Consider the following 19,355-nt stretch of genomic DNA (forward strand, 5'->3'; position numbering starts at 1 on the left):
TAAAAACAATTAAAATTGTTATAAATGATAATTATGTAATTTGACCCCTTTTCTATTATTGATTCTATAAACATAGCAGGTAGTCTTAGTCCATAAAAAAAGTCCGATTTTAGAAAAACCGGACTTAAATTCAATAATTAACAAGAAAATTAATCTTTAAGGATAGCCCTTGAAATTACAATTTTTTGAATTTCTGAAGTTCCTTCGTATATCTGGGTAATTTTTGCATCGCGCATTAAGCGCTCTACGTGGTATTCTTTTACATAGCCGTTACCGCCGTGTACCTGTACAGCTTCAGTAGAAACATCCATTGCGGTTTTTGAAGCATAAACTTTAGCCATAGCACCGGTAAGGTCGTAATTATTGCCCTGGTCTTTATCCCAGGCAGCCTTCATTACAAGGTGTCTTGATGCTTCAATTGAAGTATACATATCGGCTAGTTTAAAAGCAATTGCCTGGTGATTACAAATTTCGGTACCAAATGCTTTTCGTTGTTTAGAATAATCTAAAGCCAACTCGTAGGCGCCTGAAGCAATACCTAAAGCCTGGGCTGCAATCCCAATTCTACCACCAGAAAGTGTTTTCATAGCGAATTTAAATCCGAATCCATCTTCGCCAATTCTATTCTCTTTTGGAACTTTTACATCATTAAAATTTAATGAATGCGTATCGCTTCCGCGAATTCCCATTTTTTGTTCTTTGGGTCCAATTTCAAAACCTTCAACTCCTTTTTCTACTATAAAAGCATTAATCCCTTTATGTTTTTTCTCACGATCGGTTTGTGCAATTACAATATAATAGTCGGCTGAATTTCCATTGGTGATCCAGTTTTTTGTTCCGTTCAATAAATAATGGTCTCCTTTATCTATTGCTGTAGTTCGTTGTGAAGTTGCGTCACTTCCGGCTTCGGGTTCAGATAAACAAAAGGCTCCAAGTTTTTCGCCGGTGGTTAATTTAGAAAGATATTTTTCTTTTTGCTCCTGGTTTCCGTAGGTATCAAGGCCCCAGCAAACCAAAGAATTATTAACCGACATCACTACAGAAGCAGAAGCATCTATTTTCGAAATTTCTTCCATGGCAAGAATGTATGAAATGGTATCCATACCGCCGCCGCCAAATTCTGGAGAAGCCATCATGCCAAGAAAACCAAGCTCTCCCATCTTTTTCACCTGCTCTGCGGGAAACTCCTGTTTCTCGTCTCTCTCTATCACACCGGGCAATAATTCGTTTTTGGCAAAATCACGCGCGGCATCGCGAATCATTATATGTTCTTCTGTAAGTTTGAAATCCATATTATTATTTTAATTTAGGAAAATCTAATTTTGGTAGCCAAAGATAAAGTTTTGGTATGTAATTTTCAATTTAGTTTAATTAATTTTACGAATATGAAAAAAGCAAATTATAAAGTTATTGGTGTAATGTCGGGGACATCCTTAGATGGCATCGATTTGGTCTATGTGAATTTCGATTTTAAAAACTCCTGGAGTTATAAGATTTTGAAGGCTGAAACCATTCCTTACCCGTTAAATTGGCAGGAAACTTTAGCGGCCGCTATTAATTATTCTGAAGAACGCTTAGAAGAGCTTAACAAAAAATACACGAATTTTCTCGCCGGAATTATTTCCCGGTTTATTGAAAATCATCACATTAAAGATATTGATGCGGTTTGTAGCCACGGGCATACCATTAAACATGAGCCTGAAAATAATTACACCTTGCAAATTGGGAATTTACCAGAAATCGCTTACCTATCTGGACAAACCGTAATTTGCGATTTTAGAGTTCAGGATGTAGAGTTTGGCGGGCAGGGTGCTCCGTTAGTGCCAATTGGCGATCAATTGCTTTTTTCAGATTATAAATATTGTTTGAATTTAGGCGGATTCGCAAATATTTCTACCGACAAAAGTGGGGAACGTTTGGCTTATGATATTTGTGCCGTAAATACCGTTTTGAATTATTACGCTCAAAAATTAGGAAAAGAATTTGACGAAGGTGGAAAACTGGCGGCGGCTGGCAATTTGAATGAGGACTTGCTTAAGAAGCTTAATAAGCTTGCATTTTATGCGCAAAAACCACCAAAATCCTTAGGAATAGAATGGGTGAAGTCTGAAGTTTTCCCTGTTTTGGAAAAACACGAAGAAAACCTCCAGGATATTCTTCATACTTATACTGTTCACGTGGCTAAGCAAATTGCAAAAACCCTGGATAACGATCCCAATTCAAAAGTTTTTATGACCGGCGGTGGGACTTTTAATAATTTTTTAATCAGGCTTTTAAAAAATGAGTCTAAATGTCATTTCACGATTCCTTCAGATGAAATTATTAATTATAAAGAAGCTTTAATTTTTGGACTGCTTGGCGTTTTAAAGCTTCGGGATGAGGTAAATGTATTAAAATCGGTCACCGGGGCTAAAAAAGACCATTCTTCCGGAGTAATTTATGAGATCTAAACTTTTTGCTGAAAAATTAAAAATATACTACTTAGTTTATATATTTGCGAAAAATTAGAGTATAAATGAAGGAATTATTAAAATTATACGAAAATAAAGAACCCGAAATCGTTTTCAACTGGAAAGATTCTGAAACCGAAGCCGAAGGTTGGGCGGTAATAAATTCTCTACGCGGTGGTGCTGCCGGTGGAGGTACAAGAATGCGTGTAGGATTAGATCAAAATGAAGTGCTTTCACTAGCCAAAACTATGGAAGTGAAATTCACCGTTTCCGGACCTCCAATTGGTGGCGCTAAATCGGGTATAAATTTCGATCCTAATGATCCTCGAAAAAAAGGCGTTTTAGAGCGTTGGTATAAAGCGGTTTCTCCATTGTTGAAGAGTTACTATGGTACCGGTGGCGATCTAAATGTAGATGAAATAAATGAAGTAATTCCAATTACTGAAGATTGTGGTGTATGGCATCCGCAGGAAGGTGTTTTCAACGGGCACTTTAAACCCAGTGAAGCCGATAAAATTAATAGAATTGGCCAGTTACGCCAGGGAGTTATTAAAGTTTTAGAAAACACTCGATTTTCACCAGATGTTACCCGTAAATATACGGTTGCCGATATGATTACCGGTTACGGCGTAGCCGAATCGGTTAAACATTATTACGATATTTATGGTGGCGATGTAACCGAGAAAAAGGCAATTGTTCAGGGCTTTGGAAATGTTGGTTCTGCCGCAGCTTATTACCTTTCGCAAATGGGTGTTAAGATTGTTGGAATAATAGATCGCGTTGGCGGTTTAATTAACGAAGACGGATTTACTTTTGAAGAAATTAAAGAGCTTTTTCTTAACAAGGAAGGGAATACAATTAAACACGATAATTTAATTCCTTTTGAAGAAATTAATGAAAAGATTTGGGAGCTTGATGCGGAGATCTTTGCACCTTGTGCCGCTTCCCGATTAATTACCCAGGATCAAATTAATAATTTGATAGAAAGAAAGTTAGAGGTAATTACAAGTGGAGCCAACGTTCCTTTTGCTGATAAAGAAATTTTCTTCGGTTCGATTATGGAATCTACCGACGAGAAAGTCAGCTTAATCCCTGATTTTATTGCAAACTGTGGAATGGCGAGAGTTTTCGCTTATTTTATGGAAAGAAGAGTACAAATGACAGATGAGTCTATTTTTAATGATACTTCTATGACCATTAAAAATGCCATACAGAATACTTACGATAACAATAGTAGTAAAACCAATATCAGCAAAACAGCTTTTGAAGTAGCGCTGAAGCAATTGGTATAAGTTTTTGATTAATCTTGTAATTTTAGTTGATTGAGATTATTTCTGAAGATCCCGCTTTTGAGCGGGATTTTTTTATGAATAAAATCATTTAAAATGCGCTTTAAAAAATAAAAAACTGCCATTTGAGACAAAGCGGTTTGCACTGCTGATTATTTTACTAAATTTGGATTACAATTAAATCTGGTTTATCACGTTACATTAAAAACCCTAATAGAAACCTATGCTATACTTTTTTCAGCAGAACGGCGTTGCCGAAGCCGCCCAGGAGGCAGAACCGGTAGTGGAAGAAAAAACCCTGTCTTTATTCGATTTAATGCTTAGTGGAGGCCTTGGAGGCCAAATCATCATCCTTATTCTTTTTATCCTGTTGTTTGCGGCAGTTTATATTTACTTCGAGAGGCTGTTTGCGATAAAGTCGGCCAGCCAGGTAGATAAAAATTTTATGCTTCAAATAAAGGATAACGTTTTAAACGGAAATATAGAATCGGCTAAAATGCGCTGTGCACAAAGTGATTCTCCAGTGGCCAGGTTAACCGAAAAAGGAATTTCCCGAATTGGAAGTCCGTTAGAAGATATTAATACCGCCATAGAAAATGCAGGTCGCTTAGAAGTTTACAAACTGGAGAAGAATGTAAGTATTTTGGCTACTATTGCAGGTGCAGCTCCAATGATTGGTTTCCTTGGAACAGTTATAGGTATGGTAATTGCATTTCATGAATTGGCAACAAGTAGTGGACAGGCACAAATGGGAGCACTCGCTGAGGGTATTTATACCGCGATGACCACAACCGTTGCCGGACTTATTGTGGGTATTATCGCTTATATAGGTTATAACCACTTAGTGGTGAAAACCGATAAAGTTGTACACCAAATGGAAGCTACCGCAGTAGATTTCCTTGACCTGTTAAACGAGCCCGCTTAATATGAATTTAAGAGGAAGAAATAAAGTAAGCCCCGAGTTCAGTATGAGCTCAATGACAGATATTGTATTCCTGTTGTTGATCTTTTTTATGCTCACCTCGCCGGTAATTACTCCAGAAGCCTTAGACCTAATACTTCCAAAGGCTAAAGGAAAAACAACCAGTGTTCAAAATGTAGCGGTAAGCATCACTAAAGACCTTCAGTTCTATGTAGACGATGAACGTATTTCACAGTCGGCATTAGAAAGTACTTTAAAAACCAAACTGGCAGGCGAAGAAAAGCCAACCATTATTTTAAGAGCAGAAGAAGGTGTGCCAATAGAAAAGGCAGTAAATGTTATGGATATCGCAAACCGAAATAGTTATAAAATCGTTCTGGCGGTTAAACCCGAATAAATCTAATCATGTTAGAAACCAAACACGAAAAAAAATCTTTTACCATCACGGTTATCTTACACGTGCTGTTAATTGCATTGCTATTTCTGTTAGGCTTTAAATATTTAGATCCCCCACCAGAGAGTGGTATTGCTATAAATTTTGGAACTTCTGAAGTTGGTTCAGGAGAAGAGCAACCTACCGAGCCGGTACAATCTGCTCCTCAGCAAACTACCGTTCCTGAAACTCAAACGCAGCCAGAACCGGTTGTGGAAGAAGAAGTGGTGACACAGCAAATTGAAGAAGCTCCGGTAATTCAGGAAAAACAAAAGCCAAAGCCAGTAGTTGAGAAGAAACCGGAAAAGCCTGTAGAACAACCACCGGCTAAAAAGCCAGAACCCAAACCAGACCAATCTACTACCGATGCTATGAGTAGTATTTTAAACGGTCCCGAAAGATCGGGAACCGAAAGTGGTGGAGAAGGTAACGATAATCAGGCCGGCGATAAAGGCGATCCAGATGGTGATCCTAACGCGAGTTCCTATTATGGTAGTGGCTCTGGCCTGGATGGTGATGGTAATTATCGCTTAGGTGGAAGACGGGCAATAAATAAAGAAAAATTTGTACAGGATTGTAATGAATCCGGGATAGTGGTAGTGCGTATAGAAGTTAACCAAAACGGGCAGGTTATTAATGCCACGCCGGGTGTAAAAGGGACAACTAACAGTGCGTCCTGTCTTACAGATCCTGCAAGAAGAGCTGCAATGGCTACTCGCTTTAATAGCGATAACAACGCACCTTCGCGCCAGGTGGGCACAATTATTTATAACTTCAAACTTTCTGAATAAGTGGAAGCATATACCAAAACTGTTGAATGGATGTTTCAGCAGTTGCCTATGTATCAAAGAGTAGGAGCACAGGCATTTAAGAAAGATCTTTCCCGCACCATTAAACTTGCCAAACATTTAGGCAATCCTCATCAAAAATTTCAATCGGTTCATATTGCAGGAACTAACGGGAAAGGTTCTACAAGCCATATGTTAGCTTCGGTTTTACAGGAATCTGGCTATAAAGTGGGTTTATACACATCTCCGCATTTAAAAGATTTTAGAGAGCGCATTAAGGTAAACGGAAAATTTATTCCGAAGAAAAATGTTGTTGGATTCATCAATGAGAACAGAGATTTTTTAACTGAAAATGAACTTTCCTTTTTTGAAATGACCGTAGGGATGGCATTTGATCATTTTGCAAGGGAAAAGGTAGATATTGCTGTAATTGAAGTAGGCCTGGGTGGTCGTTTAGATTCTACTAATATAATTACTCCTGAAGTCTCGGTAATCACTAATATAGGCTTAGATCATACTGCGTTCCTGGGAGACACCTTAGCCAAAATTGCTTCAGAAAAAGCCGGAATTATAAAAGATAATATTCCTGTAGTTATTGGTGAAAAACAAAAAGAAACTACAGATATTTTTACTGAAAAGGCTAAGCAACATCACTCAGAAATTTATTTTGCTGAAGATTTAAAATTCGATAAATATCATACTGATCTTAAGGGCGATTATCAAAACAAGAATATAAAAAGTGTACTGGGAGCGGTAAAAGTATTACGTAAAAAAGGCTGGGAAATTCCCGAAGATGGTCTAAGAAACGGACTTAATAGTGTGAAATTGCATACTTCCTTGCAGGGGCGTTGGGATATATTAAAGGAAAAACCAAAAGTGATTTGTGATACTGCACATAATACCGAAGGTTTAAGCCTGGTTTTTAAACAGCTTAAAAAAGAAAAGTTTCAACACTTACATATTGTATTGGGTGTGGTAAACGATAAAGATTTAGATAAAATTCTTCCATTATTTCCTACATCGGCGATTTATTATTTTTCAAAACCTGATGTTCCTCGAGGATTGGAAACTGAAATATTGCAACAAAAAGCTGCTAAATTTGGGCTGGAAGGAAGCTTATTTGATTCGGTTTCAGAAGCCTACGAAGCTGCGCTGGGAACGGCCTTAGATGAAGATCTGGTGTTTGTTGGAGGAAGCACTTTTACCGTTGCAGAAATAATTTAATTTTTTTGAAATTTTTCTTGGTGTAGATTAAAAACTAATCTATATTTGCATCCGCATTCAGGAATAGGGCGCGTAGCTCAGTTGGTTCAGAGCACTTGGTTTACACCCAAGGGGTCAGGGGTTCGAATCCCTTCGCGCCCACAGAATTAAAAAGGCTTCTATAAAAGGAAGCCTTTTTTTAGCTTATTGAAAGCTTTAGTTTTATTGATATTTAGGGCGCGTAGCTCAGTTGGTTCAGAGCACTTGGTTTACACCCAAGGGGTCAGGGGTTCGAATCCCTTCGCGCCCACAATAATTTAAGATTTCCAAAATTTGGAAATCTTTTTTATTTTTACAGAAAGTTAGCTCAGTTAGTTCAGAGCATCCCGATTTTACATCGGGAGGGTCAGGAATCCAAATCCCTTCGCGCCCACTTTTATTCCCAAAACCCAAAGTTTATCTTTTTTAGGGATTTTTTTATGCCGAAATTTTATGGGATCAAGCTTAATTGTTGTGTTTAGGCAAAAATTGTAGTTAAAATATTTAAGAAGAAACCTCACGAGGTTTTCTTAGGCTTGCGTTTTTTCTTCAGCTTCAATATAATTAGCAAGATATTGCGCGTCTTTTTTAATTCCGCCTAAAGTTGCCGAGCCTCGTGTATGCAGCCAGGGAAGACCTATAAAGTATAGTCCTTTAATATTACTAATACCGCGATTATGTTTTGGGTAGCCGTCTTTAGAGAGTTCCAGGCCTTCTATCCAACTGAAATTTGGTCGGTAACCGGTGGCCCAGACGATATTTTTTAGCCCTGCGATTCTTCGATTTTTAGTAATTATAATTTCGCCTTTTGCATCTTTTGTTTTTCCAACAGGAATAACGTTCTCTCGTTTTAGAATACCTTTTACATCGGTCCCAATAATAGGTTGCTTAGACTCACTCAACTTTTTCCCTAGCCAGGTATTTCGGCTAAAACTTAGAAAACCAATTTTTGTGAACCACCACCATAATGTTTTTCCTAAAATTTCTTGTGGAAGTACTCGAACGTTGGTGGCGCCAGAAAAATAAGTGGTTCTGTTAGTTTGAGAGATTTCATCTAAGATTTGAAATCCCGAATCTCCTGCCCCTACAACCATTGCTGGACCTTCTTGTAATTGACCGGGATTTTTATAATAATTACTATGAATCTGGAAAATAGCTGTTGATATTTTCTTAGAAAAAGATGGCGTGTATGGAATATGAAACGGCCCTGTAGCAATCACTACATTTTTACAATGTATCTCGCCGTTTTGATGCTTCAGAATAAAATAATCTTCTCTTTGCGAAATATGCTCTATTAATGTATTTAACCTAATTTTAATATCAAATTCGGCTACATAATTTTTAAAATATTCAGCAACATCTTTTTTTGTTGGGTAATAACCTTTTTCGGCAGGGAACTCCATTCCCGGAAGCTTGTTAAATTCTGAAGGTGTAAAAAGTTTAAGGGAATCCCAACGGTTTAACCAGGAAGCACCAACTTCCTTTTCCTTATCTACCACAACATAATCCTTACCCATTTTATTAAGGTAATAAGCCATTGAAAGTCCGGCCTGTGCACCGCCAACAATTACAAAATCCAGCATCGATTTTAATTTTAATCAAAGATAGGTTTTAATTTCTGCCCTTTAAATCTTACAGAATCGCTTAGAATTATTAATTTTAAATGAAATTAAGTTTATGGAAAGAAAGATAAGGCCTTACGTTTTGGCCGAAACCAATTGGAAACATATTAAAAACGAAGATTTTAGCATAGCTGTTTTGCCCTGGGGAGCTACCGAAGCACATAATTATCATCTGCCGTATGCTACCGATAATATTCTTGCCGAAGAAGCTGCAATAAACTCAGCCCACAAAGCCTGGGAAAAAAATGCAAAAGCCGTAGTTCTACCTACCATTCCGTTTGGAGTTAATACCGGCCAAATGGATGTGAAATTATGTATGAATCTTAATCCCAGTACCCAATACGCTATTTTAAAAGATTTAGCGCAGGTTTTAGAAAAACATAATATCAATAAACTGGTGATTTTAAACGCCCACGGCGGTAATAATTTTAAACAACTAATCAGGGAATTAAGTCTTGAATTTCCAGATATCTTTGCCTGTGCGGTAAACTGGTGGCAGGTTACAGATGCAAAACCTTATTTTGAAGAGCCTGGTGATCACGCCGGAGAATTGGAAACCGCGGCTGTTATGCATTTGCGGCCTGAGCTAGTCTTACCTTTAGAAGAAGCGGGAGACGGCAGCGCCAAAACTTTTAAGATTAAAGCTTTAAAAGAAGGTTGGGCGAGTGCACAACGGGAATGGACTCAAGTTACCGAAGATACAGGGGTAGGAAATCCTAAAGCTGCAACTGCTGAAAAAGGAAAGATTTTCTTTGAAAAAGCAACCGATATGATTGGCGAATTCTTCGTAGACTTACACGAAGTCGACCTGAAAGATATGTATCAATAAACCAGAGATGCTCAAAGCTTTAGCTTATATTTTTGGATTTTTACTTTTAGGTGAGTTAATCACCTATTTTTTTGAAATCCCAATCGCCGGCAATATCCTGGGAATGTTTCTTATTTTCCTGGCTTTACGGTTAAAAATCATAAAGCTTCAGAATGTGAAACCGGCCTCAGATAAGCTTATAAAATACCTGGTGTTATTCTTTATTCCTTATGGGGTTGGCTTAATGGTGTATTTTGAGATTATCGCCGATTACTGGTTACCCATTTCAGTAGCTGTAATTGCCAGCACCGTAATCACTCTTTATATTTCAGCAATAATTATTGAAAAATTCGGGAAATAATGCAAGAATTTTTTCAATTACCAATATTTGGTGTTTTTATAAGTCTAATCGCTTTTGCGGGTGCACGTAAACTTCAGAAAAAATTTAATTACGCGCTACTGACTCCAGTTTTGGTAGCCATTGTTTTTATTATTTGTTTTCTGTTGATTTTCAATATTGATTTTGAAGATTATAATCGCGGCGGAAAATTTATTAGTTTCTTCCTGGGACCATCGGTAGTGGCGCTTGGTGTGTTTTTTTATGAAAAATATGAAGAAGTAAAACAGAATTTAAAAGTGTTCTTGCTTTCGGTAGCCGTTGGTGGAATAAGCGGAGTTTTAACTGTAATCATTTTTCTTCTACTTTTAAAAGTCCCTGATTTTATAATTGAATCGTTGGCGGCAAAATCGGTTACTACGCCAATTGCTATTGAGATCACCAAACTTACCAATGGAATTCCAGAGATTACCGCCGGACTTGTAATTGCCGTGGGAATTTTTGGAAACGCTTTTGGACCATTTATTCTGAAGAAATTAGGAATAAAAAGCAAAATTGCTATTGGTACTGCTTTAGGTACAGCTGCCCACGGAATTGGCACCGCCCGGGCCTTTGAAGAGAGCAAACTCGCCGGGGTTTACAGTGGGTTGGCTATGTGTGTAAATGGGATTATCACCGCGCTTATTACTCCGTATTTACTTCAGTTATTCCTTGGGAGTTTCACCTGATTCGTTTTTGTTTTGTTCTGTTTTTCGTTTAAAATATTCAATAATTGAAGGAGCAGTAAAACCGTGAACCACTATAGAAATTAGAATAATATATGCGGTAATAGAATAGAGTTCATTTTTATGTTCAAAACCTTCAAATTCAACGAAAGCCCAGGCGAGATAAAATACGGAGCCAATTCCCTTAATTCCCAGGAAACTAATGGCAAGTTTATTCTTAAAACTGTCTCTAATCCCCGTCATACTTATAATTCCTGCCAGGGGCCTAATAATTAAAACAAAAGCAAAAGCGAATACAATTCCACGCCAATCGGTAAGGCTTAACATTCCATTCATAATGGAGCCACCAAAAAGAATAATCCAAACCACGAGTAAAATGCGTTCTATTTCGTGAACAAAATCGTGCATTTTTGTCTTGTAATCTCCGCTAACTTTTTCAAAATGTCTTAGGCTTAAACCGGTAAAGAAAACAGCAAGAAAACCATACCCATGCAGGAGCTCTGCTGCGCCATAACTAAAAAGGGTAAGAGAGAGTGCAAGAAAACCGTCAAATGTTTTTATACCCGTGTATTTATGTACCCTGTCCAGTATAAACCCAATAGCCTGTCCTATTGCAAAACCTATTAAAGTGCCAATAATTATTTTTAGAAAGAACTTATCTAGTATCCAATCGGTAAAATCAAAAGCCGCCCAACCTCCGGCTTGTGCAACCAATACAGCCATATAAGTGAAAGGAAAAGCGAGACCGTCGTTTAAACCGGCTTCTGCAGTAAGTGCAAATCTAATTTTGCCTTTATATTCTTTTTCTCTTTCGGGATCATCAAGTTGAGTTTCAGCGGCTAAAACAGGATCGGTAGGAGCAAGTACTGCCGCAAGTAATAAAGAGGAAGGAACACTAAGAAATAGGAAATTTTGTCCCAGGAAATATGCCGAAATCATACAAAGGGGCATAGTTAGAAACACGAGTAACAAAGGTCTTTTCCAGGCTTTAAAACTATAATTATTTCCAATTTTTAAACCAGCGCCCATTAGGGAAATAATCACTATCATTTCAGAGAAATACATGAGTCCCTCATCTGCCCATAAGGGATCTGGCCATCCAATAGGTAATCCTATCCCCACTAAAAGAAAGCCAATGAGTAGTAAAATTATAGGACCGCTAACCTTTATTTTTTTTGAAATTGAAGGCAGCCAGGCCATGATAAGGGTGGTGAAACCAATTCCCGCTAAGATCCAGTAATGTTCTTTCATATAATTATAAAAATAGCTGAATTTAATTGATCTTGTTTAAAGCCTATTAAATTTTTACAAAAGTCTAACAGTTGAAATAAGATGAATTATTAGTTATTCAGCTGATATTTATCATATTAAAATCTTTTTATACAGGTTAACTTTGAGAGAATAACCAAGGCCTGTAAAAGATGGATACTTCCTTATTTCTCGCTAAATTTTGGGGTTGGTACCTTTTAATTTTCTTCTTTGTACTAAGCTTCAACCCTAAAAGAATAAAACAAATTTTTGAAGATTTAAAAGATCAAAAATTTGTGATATTGGCTGCCTTTGCTGCTATAATTATAGGTTTACTCAACATATTATTTCATAATATCTGGGAACTAAGTTGGAAGTTTATAATAACCGCCCTGGGTTGGACCTCACTTTTTATAGGTCTTGGCCTCTTTGTTTTTCCTGAATCTACTACGCGCAAACTTGCTGTATTAAATTTCAAATTTGTACAGACAATTTATGTACTGCTTTTCCTATTGGGAATTTTCCTACTCAATATGGGTTATGAACTCGTGTTACAATAAAAATTAAGCTTATGAAATTCATTAAAAAATTTAGAGAGATATCTATAAAAGATGTCACAAAGGTTGGCGGGAAAAATGCTTCTCTGGGCGAAATGTATAACGAATTATCTTCTGAAGGTGTTCTGGTGCCAGATGGTTTCGCTACCACTTCAGAAGGTTTTTGGACCTTTTTAAAGTCGAATAATATTGAAGAAGAAATAAAAATTTTATTGAAAAAACTTGATAGGAAGAATTATGAGAACCTTAGCAGTATTGGCTCTGAAGCCAGGGAGCTGATTTTACGGGGAGAATTTTCTAAAGAATTTTCCGAAGAAATTATTGCGGCATATAACGATTTGGGAAAAGGAGAAAACATCCAGGTTGCCGTGAGAAGTAGTGCCACGGCCGAAGATTTACCGGGTGCGAGTTTTGCCGGCCAGCATGACACCTTTTTAAATATTAAAGGAAACGAAGCATTGCTTGAGGCGGTTAAGAAATGTTTTGCTTCCCTTTATACCAATAGGGCCATTAAATACCGGGAAGACCAGGGCTTTTTGCATCACGAAATAGCACTTTCGGTAGGTGTACAAAAGATGGTTAGATCTGATATTAGTTGCTCGGGGATTGGCTTTAGCCTCGAACCCGAATCTGGTTTCAGAAATATTATTCATTTATCCGGTGTTTGGGGATTAGGTGAAAATATTGTGCAGGGATTGGTGAATCCAGACGAATTTGATGTTTTTAAACCAACTATTGATAAAGCTGAAAATCCGATTATTCAGAAAAAACTGGGGCACAAAGAACTTTCTATGGTTTATGCCGAATCCAGCGGCCATTCTTCAACAGTGAACATTGAAACTCCGCTCGAAAAACAGGATAGTTTTGTTTTAAATGATGATGAGGTAATTAAACTTTCCCGATGGATTTTACTTATCGAAAAGCATTATAACCGCCCAATGGATGTGGAGTGGGCAAAAGACGGTTTAACCAACGAACTTTTTATTACCCAGGCCCGCCCCGAAACGGTACATAAGGATGAAGATAAACGCTTTTATATTGAATATCACCTAAAGCAAAAAGGAGAAATTTTAACTAGCGGAAGCGCTATTGGTTCCAGCATCGCCACCGGTAAAGCGCGATTTTTGAAGTCACCTGAAGAAGGACATAAGTTAAATCCCGGGGAGATTCTTATTACCAATAACACCAGCCCAGACTGGGATCCGCTATTAAAATTGGCAGCTGCAGTTGTAACCGATAGAGGCGGAAGAACCAGTCATGCGGCAATTGTAGCCCGCGAACTTGGTGTGCCGGCCATAGTGGGTACAAACGATGCTACTACAAAAATTAAAGACGGGGAAATGATTACCGTTTCCTGTGAAGGCAAAACCGGTTTTATTTATAAAGGGGCCTTGGAGTTTGATACCAGGGAAATTGATTTTGGAAAAATTTCCCTTCCAAAAACCGAAGCTAAATTCATTCTATCAGATCCAGACCGGGCCTTTCAACTTTCTTTTTATCCAAATACAGGAATTGGATTATTACGAATGGAATTTATAATTACCCATAAAATAAAAATTCACCCAATGGCTTTGGTGAAATATGATGAGGTTAAAGAAAAAGCTGCAAAAAAGGCCATAGACGAACTAACCTGGCAATATAAAGATAAACGTGATTTTTTTGTTGAAGAATTATCCCGCGGAATAGCCGTAATGGCGGCCGCATTTCACCCAAAAGAAGTAATTGTTAGGCTTAGCGATTTTAAAAGTAACGAATACGCAAACCTAATTGGAGGCCGTCAATTTGAACCTTTAGAAGAAAATCCTATGCTTGGTTTTAGAGGCGCTGCGCGTTATCCTCATCCTAACTATAAAGAAGCTTTTGAGCTTGAATGTAAAGCTATTAAAAGAGTTAGGGAAGAAATGGGTCTTGATAATTTAAAAGTGATGATTCCTTTTTGCAGAACGATTGAAGAAGCAAAATCCGTAATCGAGCTTATGAAAAAATTCGGTTTGGAGCGCGGAAAGAATTCCCTTGAAATCTATATGATGGTGGAAATTCCCTCTAACGTAATTCTCCTTGAAGAATTTGTAGAACATTTTGACGGATTTTCCATAGGATCTAACGATCTCACACAACTCACGCTGGGTGTTGATCGCGATTCAGAATTAATGGTAAGTGTTTTTGATGAAAATAATGCTGCTGCTAAAGAAATGGTTGCCACAGCGATACAAAAAGCCAGGAAAGTTGGGAAGAAAATAGGACTTTGCGGCCAGGCGCCAAGTGATTTCCCCGAATTCGCTTCATTTCTGGTAAAAGAACAAATAGATAGTATTTCGTTTAATCCTGATGCACTTTTAAAAGGTATTGAAAATATTAATAAGGCCGAGGCCGGGCAGTAAACAACTTCAGAGAAAGTTAACGAAGAATTGATATTGGAAAATATAATCTAATTTCGAGGCAAGCCCCGGAACATTTAATCTCGATTATCGAGTAAAATACTAAGAAATGTCTAAAGATCTGCACACGCTCGCTGTTGAAAAAATCCTGTCGGAATTTAATGTAGATCCCAATAATGGATTAGATAGTTCTGAAGTTAAATCAAGATTAGAAAAACACGGAGCTAATCGATTAAAAGAATCGAAATCTAAAAATATCGGACTCATATTTTTAGAGCAATTTCTTGATCCTATAATTTATATTCTGGCTGCCGCGATGGCATTGGCTTATTTCTTTGGCGAATGGCTGGAAGGCACGGCGGTATTAATAGTGATCCTTATTACTGCGCTTATTGGATTTTTTATGGAATGGCAGGCGCTTCGTTCGGTAGAGGCTCTGCAGAAAATGGTAGAAACACAGGCCAATGTTCTGCGTAGTGGTAAGGAAGAGCAAATTAAGGCGGCAGGATTGGTTCCCGGCGATATTGTAATTCTGGAGAGCGGCGATGTTATTCCTGCCGATTGCCGAATGCTGAAAACCGAAAGTTTTGCGGTAAAAGAAGCTATTCTCACCGGGGAAAGTAATCAGATAGAAAAAAATATTGAATCACTTCCCGAAAAAGTTCCTCTGGCCAATCGTAAAAATATGTTATATAAAGGTACGATTGCGGTTAGGGGAAAAGCAAAGGCCATTGTAATAGCAACAGGAATTAATACCGAAATTGGCCGTATTAGCGAACTCACCAGTAGTGCTAAAAAGCAAAGTACGCCTTTAGAAAAAAAGTTGAAAAAACTAAGCAGATGGCTTATATGGCTCACTTTAATTCTTGCTATGCTAATTGTATTAACCGGCTACTTTCAGGGCAAAGATTTAATGCTGATGATAAAAACCGGAATTGCCTTAGCGGTAGCAGCAATTCCTGAAGGTTTGCCCATTGTAGCGACCATAGCTCTTGCAAGGGGGATGCTTCGACTTTCTAAAAAGAATGTAGTGATTAAAAAATTGGAGGCGGTTCAAACTTTAGGCGAAACAGGGATAATTTGCACCGATAAAACTGGCACACTTACCGAAAATAAAATGAGCGTTCACCATTTAATGTTGGGTACTTTAGATTTTCCGGCAACCGAAGCAGCAAATTTCAAAACAGATCCTGCTTTTGAAAAACTGATACAAATTGGTAGCCTCTGTAATAATTCAAAATTAAAAGATAATAAATTCACTGGAGATGCCGTGGAGATCGCGTTAGTTGAATTTGTTGCCGAGATGGGATTTGATTATAAAAAACTTCAGCAAAAATATCCGAAAATACAGGAGGTTCCTTTTGATGCTGAAATCAAAAAAATGGCCACTTTACATAATTTTGAAAGCAAATATTTAATTTGTGTGAAAGGAGCTTTGGAGGCTTTGCTTGATTCCTGTGATTTCATTTTAACCAAAGATGGGGCAAAGAAATTTCTGGATAAAGAGGAATGGCAAAAACAGTCAAAATTAATTGCAGCCGAAGGTATGCGTGTCCTGGCTTTTGCTTTTAAACAAACTGTTGCAAAGCCAGATTATGAAGATTTAATGAATAATCTCACCTTCGTGGGAATTTTAGGATTTTTAGATCCGCCGCGAAAGGATATAAAACAAGCAATTGAAACTTATAAAAACGCGGGAATACGGGTGGTAATGGTAACCGGAGACCATCCTGATACTGCTAGAAAAATAGGTGAGGAAATTGGATTAATAGCTGAAGATGCCCCTGAAGAAATGGTTGTACATGGTGCCGATCTCGAAGAAATAGGCAGTTTACCTGAAGATAAGCAAAAGACCTTGATGCAGGCGGGAATTTTTGCAAGAATGGTTCCCGGCCAAAAATTAGATTTAGTAGAATTTTATCAAAAAAATAAAGCCATTGTGGGAATGCTGGGAGATGGAGTAAACGATGCCCCGGCCCTTAAAAAAGCAGATATCGGCATTGCCATGGGAATTAGAGGAACCGAGGCTGCCAAGGAAGTTGCCGATGTGATCCTGATGGACGATAAATTCACCTCTACCGAGCTTGCCATAAGACAGGGACGTACCATTTTTGAAAATATCAGGCAATTTGTGATTTTTTTACTTTCGTGTAACCTGGCAGAAATAATCTCGGTAGCCCTGGCATCCTTTAGTAACTTGCCCATGCCCTTACTTCCGCTCCAAATACTTTTTCTAAACCTGGTAACCGATGTTTTCCCGGCATTAGCGCTGGGTGTGGGTAAAGGAGATCCAAACATTATGAAAGATCCTCCCAGGGATCCGCAGGAGCCAATACTTACTAAAAAACTCTGGACCGCTACAGTTTTATATGGTTTAAGTATTACAGCGGCGGTAATTGGCGTTGTGGCCTACACACATTTTAAAATGGGTCTAAGTGCTATTATGGTAAATAATATTGCTTTTTATACCCTTATTTTAGGTCAGTTACTGAATGTCTTTAATCTACCCGGACGAAAAATATCTTTCCTAAAAAATGAAGTTACCACCAACCCGTGGGTTTGGGGAGCATTGGTTTTTTCGGTTTTAACTATGGTGCTGGTTTATCATATTCCTTTAATGTCAGAAGCTCTATCACTGGTACCACTTTCAGCGAATCACTTTATAATTATCGTGGTTTTTGGGTTTGCTTCATTAGTGTTATCCCAAATTTTAAAGTTCCTGAAATTGGCGAATTAAACTTACTTGCGACTGACGAAAATCATACTTTTTTAGATCGTATTATATTAATTTCAATGTATTATAAAACTATTAATTATGGAAAGTATAAGGAAAAGGCCAAAGGGCGATTTTATTGCCGAAGCCAATATGGAGCAGCTCTATACGCTCACTAAACACTGGAATTCAGATTTACATTTTTTCAGGGACGATCTCACTTTTCTACATAAACTTTTAGATAGCTATTTTATATGGATAGATAAAGATGAAAATTATAAGGTGGCCTCAAAAATGAAGAATGAACTTCTAAAATTAAAAGAACGTTGCCAGGATCTATTGGAGAAAACCGATAAGCATAGGCAGCAAATAGGGAAAATGATTCTTGAAAAAATGGAAGATTCCAGGGTTTTTAGAATGGAACACGAACATTTGGAAGATGAAATCGCAAGTTTTGTAAAAGCCTTCAGGTTAAACAGGTTAGAACTTTTTAAAATTACAGAGTATATAAAAGATACCGACAAGCGACCTGAATACTCATAAATTGATCGTTATGATTTGGTCTAATTGAATCCAAAGTGACCTTTATCATATTTAATAAGAAACCTTAAACCTAATTTTGAACTAACAATTAAAACCTACTACTATGTTCATCAATATTCAATTTATAAAAACAAAAGGAAGTCAGAATTTAACTCAATTTGTATCAGAACACTTAGATAAATTATCAGAAAAATATGAATGGCTTATTAGAGCCGAAGTTTATTTTAAAGAAGAAAATGACCCAACGGGAAGATCAAAAATTTGTGAGATCGAGCTTAGTGCTCCCGGCCCCAGGATTTTTGCTTCCTCAACAGAAGAAAGTTTTGAATTAGCCATCAAAAAAACCATCTTCGAACTTGACCAGCAGCTCAAGAAAAGAAAGGCTGTTTTTGTAGCACATTAAGATGCTTGCAGAGGCTGTTTAAAAATAACAGGTTTTACATCTCATTTTGTTTAGCCCAAATTTACCAGACTTTAGTTAAACCATTTTTAAACAGCCTCTTTTTTAAAATATCAATTCCCTAAATTCCCAGGCTTTATAGCTGAAGAAAATTAAAAACCCTACCGCTACTACCAACTCCATAAATGTAGAAGCAAGAAGACCAATAAAAGATCCGTAGGCTGCCCGTAAAGCCGATTTAGAATCAGATTTATTAATAATTTCCCCAATAAAGGCTCCTGCAAAAGCTCCTATTATTACTCCCAGCGGGATTGGAACAAAAATCCCGATTACCAATCCAATAGTAGCGCCCCACATTCCGGCTTTACTTCCGCCGTATTTTTTTGTTCCCATTGCCGGAATAATAAGTTGAAGGGCATAAATTATGGCAGCGAGTACAAAAGCGATGCCTAAAACCCAATAATTTATAGGGACAGACGGTGCTAAATAAAGAAGCAATAATCCCACCCAACTAAGCGGTACACCGGGCAAAACCGGTAAAAAACTTCCCAGAATTCCAAGGATCATTAAAACCGCTCCAACTCCAAATAATATTAGATCCATAGTCTTTTAAATGTTTTGATTATCAAATATAATTTAATTCCGAAGAAGTTTTTAACTAAATTATTAGGTTAAACTAAAATGTTAGTTTATATTAGCAGTGTTGAACTTGAATTTTACGACATCCTGAACTTGTTTCAGAGCCTGCTCCGAATAGATTCGGAGATCTAGTTTCAATTAATCCTGGAATCCCGAGTTAATTCGGGATAAAGTCTGAAATAAATTCAGCTTGACGTGGAATAAGAATTAAAGGTTTGGATATAGATTCGACCTGCGTGGGAATGACAAATGAATATAATA

The 19,355-nt window shown here is 37.5% G+C and carries 18 protein-coding genes and 2 tRNA genes; 16 read left to right on the top strand and 4 right to left on the bottom strand.

Annotated elements, in window-relative coordinates; genetic code table 11:
• Positions 1–149: 149 nt before the first annotated feature.
• A complete protein-coding gene (locus tag AO058_RS07640) occupies positions 150–1,292 on the bottom strand; it encodes an acyl-CoA dehydrogenase (RefSeq protein WP_075325904.1) in 1,143 nt (380 codons plus the stop codon).
• A gap of 93 nt (positions 1,293–1,385) precedes the next feature.
• Between AO058_RS07640 and AO058_RS07645 the strand changes: the two genes are divergently transcribed.
• From AO058_RS07645 to AO058_RS07680, 8 genes are all read left to right on the top strand, one after another.
• A complete protein-coding gene (locus AO058_RS07645) occupies positions 1,386–2,450 on the top strand; it encodes an anhydro-N-acetylmuramic acid kinase (protein ID WP_075327914.1) in 1,065 nt (354 codons plus the stop codon).
• Positions 2,451–2,515: 65 nt separating this feature from the next.
• On the top strand, positions 2,516–3,742 hold the full coding sequence (locus AO058_RS07650; protein ID WP_075325905.1) for a Glu/Leu/Phe/Val dehydrogenase dimerization domain-containing protein: 1,227 nt from the start codon (positions 2,516–2,518) through the stop codon (positions 3,740–3,742).
• Positions 3,743–3,962: 220 nt separating this feature from the next.
• On the top strand, positions 3,963–4,664 hold the full coding sequence (locus AO058_RS07655; protein WP_075325906.1) for a MotA/TolQ/ExbB proton channel family protein: 702 nt from the start codon (positions 3,963–3,965) through the stop codon (positions 4,662–4,664).
• A gap of 1 nt (position 4,665) precedes the next feature.
• Entirely contained in the window at positions 4,666–5,058 is a 393-nt protein-coding gene (locus AO058_RS07660; RefSeq protein WP_075325907.1) for an ExbD/TolR family protein, read from the top strand.
• Positions 5,059–5,066: 8 nt separating this feature from the next.
• The gene (locus tag AO058_RS07665) at positions 5,067–5,885 is read left to right on the top strand and encodes an energy transducer TonB (RefSeq protein ID WP_075325908.1); all 819 of its coding nucleotides are present in this window, start codon (positions 5,067–5,069) and stop codon (positions 5,883–5,885) included.
• A complete protein-coding gene (locus tag AO058_RS07670) occupies positions 5,886–7,106 on the top strand; it encodes a bifunctional folylpolyglutamate synthase/dihydrofolate synthase (protein ID WP_232228900.1) in 1,221 nt (406 codons plus the stop codon).
• 66 nt (positions 7,107–7,172) lie between these two features.
• Positions 7,173–7,247 (top strand) — tRNA-Val (locus AO058_RS07675).
• A gap of 73 nt (positions 7,248–7,320) precedes the next feature.
• Positions 7,321–7,395 (top strand) — tRNA-Val (locus tag AO058_RS07680).
• Between the two features lie 259 nt (positions 7,396–7,654).
• On the opposite strand, the gene AO058_RS07685 is transcribed toward AO058_RS07680, so the two are convergent.
• Positions 7,655–8,707 carry a flavin-containing monooxygenase gene (locus AO058_RS07685; RefSeq protein ID WP_075325909.1) on the bottom strand — a complete coding sequence of 351 codons (1,053 nt, stop codon included), beginning with the start codon at positions 8,705–8,707 and terminating at the stop codon, positions 7,655–7,657.
• Positions 8,708–8,801: 94 nt separating this feature from the next.
• Here AO058_RS07685 and AO058_RS07690 point away from each other — a divergent pair, with 94 nt between their 5' ends.
• Genes AO058_RS07690 through AO058_RS07700 form a run of 3 tightly spaced genes read left to right on the top strand, consistent with a single transcriptional unit; the run spans position 8,802 to position 10,619 of the window.
• On the top strand, positions 8,802–9,575 hold the full coding sequence (locus tag AO058_RS07690; protein WP_075325910.1) for a creatininase family protein: 774 nt from the start codon (positions 8,802–8,804) through the stop codon (positions 9,573–9,575).
• A gap of 7 nt (positions 9,576–9,582) precedes the next feature.
• Entirely contained in the window at positions 9,583–9,915 is a 333-nt protein-coding gene (locus AO058_RS07695; RefSeq protein ID WP_075325911.1) for a CidA/LrgA family protein, read from the top strand.
• Positions 9,915–10,619: an LrgB family protein gene (locus AO058_RS07700; RefSeq protein ID WP_075325912.1), complete on the top strand. Its 705-nt coding sequence runs from the start codon at positions 9,915–9,917 to the stop codon at positions 10,617–10,619. Before AO058_RS07695 ends, AO058_RS07700 begins: the two co-directional genes overlap by 1 nt.
• Here the strand turns inward: AO058_RS07700 and AO058_RS07705 are convergent.
• Entirely contained in the window at positions 10,596–11,867 is a 1,272-nt protein-coding gene (locus AO058_RS07705; RefSeq protein WP_075325913.1) for a cation:proton antiporter, read from the bottom strand. The two genes, AO058_RS07700 and AO058_RS07705, sit on opposite strands and share 24 nt — an antisense overlap.
• Before the next feature lie 170 nt (positions 11,868–12,037).
• Here AO058_RS07705 and AO058_RS07710 point away from each other — a divergent pair, with 170 nt between their 5' ends.
• The 5 genes from AO058_RS07710 to AO058_RS07730 all read left to right on the top strand — a co-directional run bounded on the left by AO058_RS07710 (position 12,038) and on the right by AO058_RS07730 (position 18,458).
• Positions 12,038–12,424: a hypothetical protein gene (locus AO058_RS07710; protein ID WP_075325914.1), complete on the top strand. Its 387-nt coding sequence runs from the start codon at positions 12,038–12,040 to the stop codon at positions 12,422–12,424.
• Between the two features lie 11 nt (positions 12,425–12,435).
• Positions 12,436–14,802: a phosphoenolpyruvate synthase gene (gene ppsA, locus AO058_RS07715; RefSeq protein ID WP_075325915.1), complete on the top strand. Its 2,367-nt coding sequence runs from the start codon at positions 12,436–12,438 to the stop codon at positions 14,800–14,802.
• Positions 14,803–14,908: 106 nt separating this feature from the next.
• A complete protein-coding gene (locus tag AO058_RS07720) occupies positions 14,909–17,536 on the top strand; it encodes a cation-translocating P-type ATPase (RefSeq protein ID WP_075325916.1) in 2,628 nt (875 codons plus the stop codon).
• A gap of 78 nt (positions 17,537–17,614) precedes the next feature.
• The gene (locus AO058_RS07725; protein ID WP_075325917.1) at positions 17,615–18,055 is read left to right on the top strand and encodes a hypothetical protein; all 441 of its coding nucleotides are present in this window, start codon (positions 17,615–17,617) and stop codon (positions 18,053–18,055) included.
• Between the two features lie 103 nt (positions 18,056–18,158).
• A complete protein-coding gene (locus tag AO058_RS07730) occupies positions 18,159–18,458 on the top strand; it encodes an HPF/RaiA family ribosome-associated protein (protein ID WP_075325918.1) in 300 nt (99 codons plus the stop codon).
• Between the two features lie 102 nt (positions 18,459–18,560).
• Here the strand turns inward: AO058_RS07730 and AO058_RS07735 are convergent, their stop codons facing one another.
• Positions 18,561–19,058, bottom strand: a complete 498-nt coding sequence (locus tag AO058_RS07735) for a DUF456 domain-containing protein (RefSeq protein WP_075325919.1) — start codon at positions 19,056–19,058, stop codon at positions 18,561–18,563.
• Positions 19,059–19,355: the final 297 nt, after the last annotated feature.

It is taken from the genome of Salegentibacter sp. T436, from assembly GCF_001932675.1.
GTDB classification, from domain to species: Bacteria; Bacteroidota; Bacteroidia; order Flavobacteriales; family Flavobacteriaceae; genus Salegentibacter; species Salegentibacter agarivorans.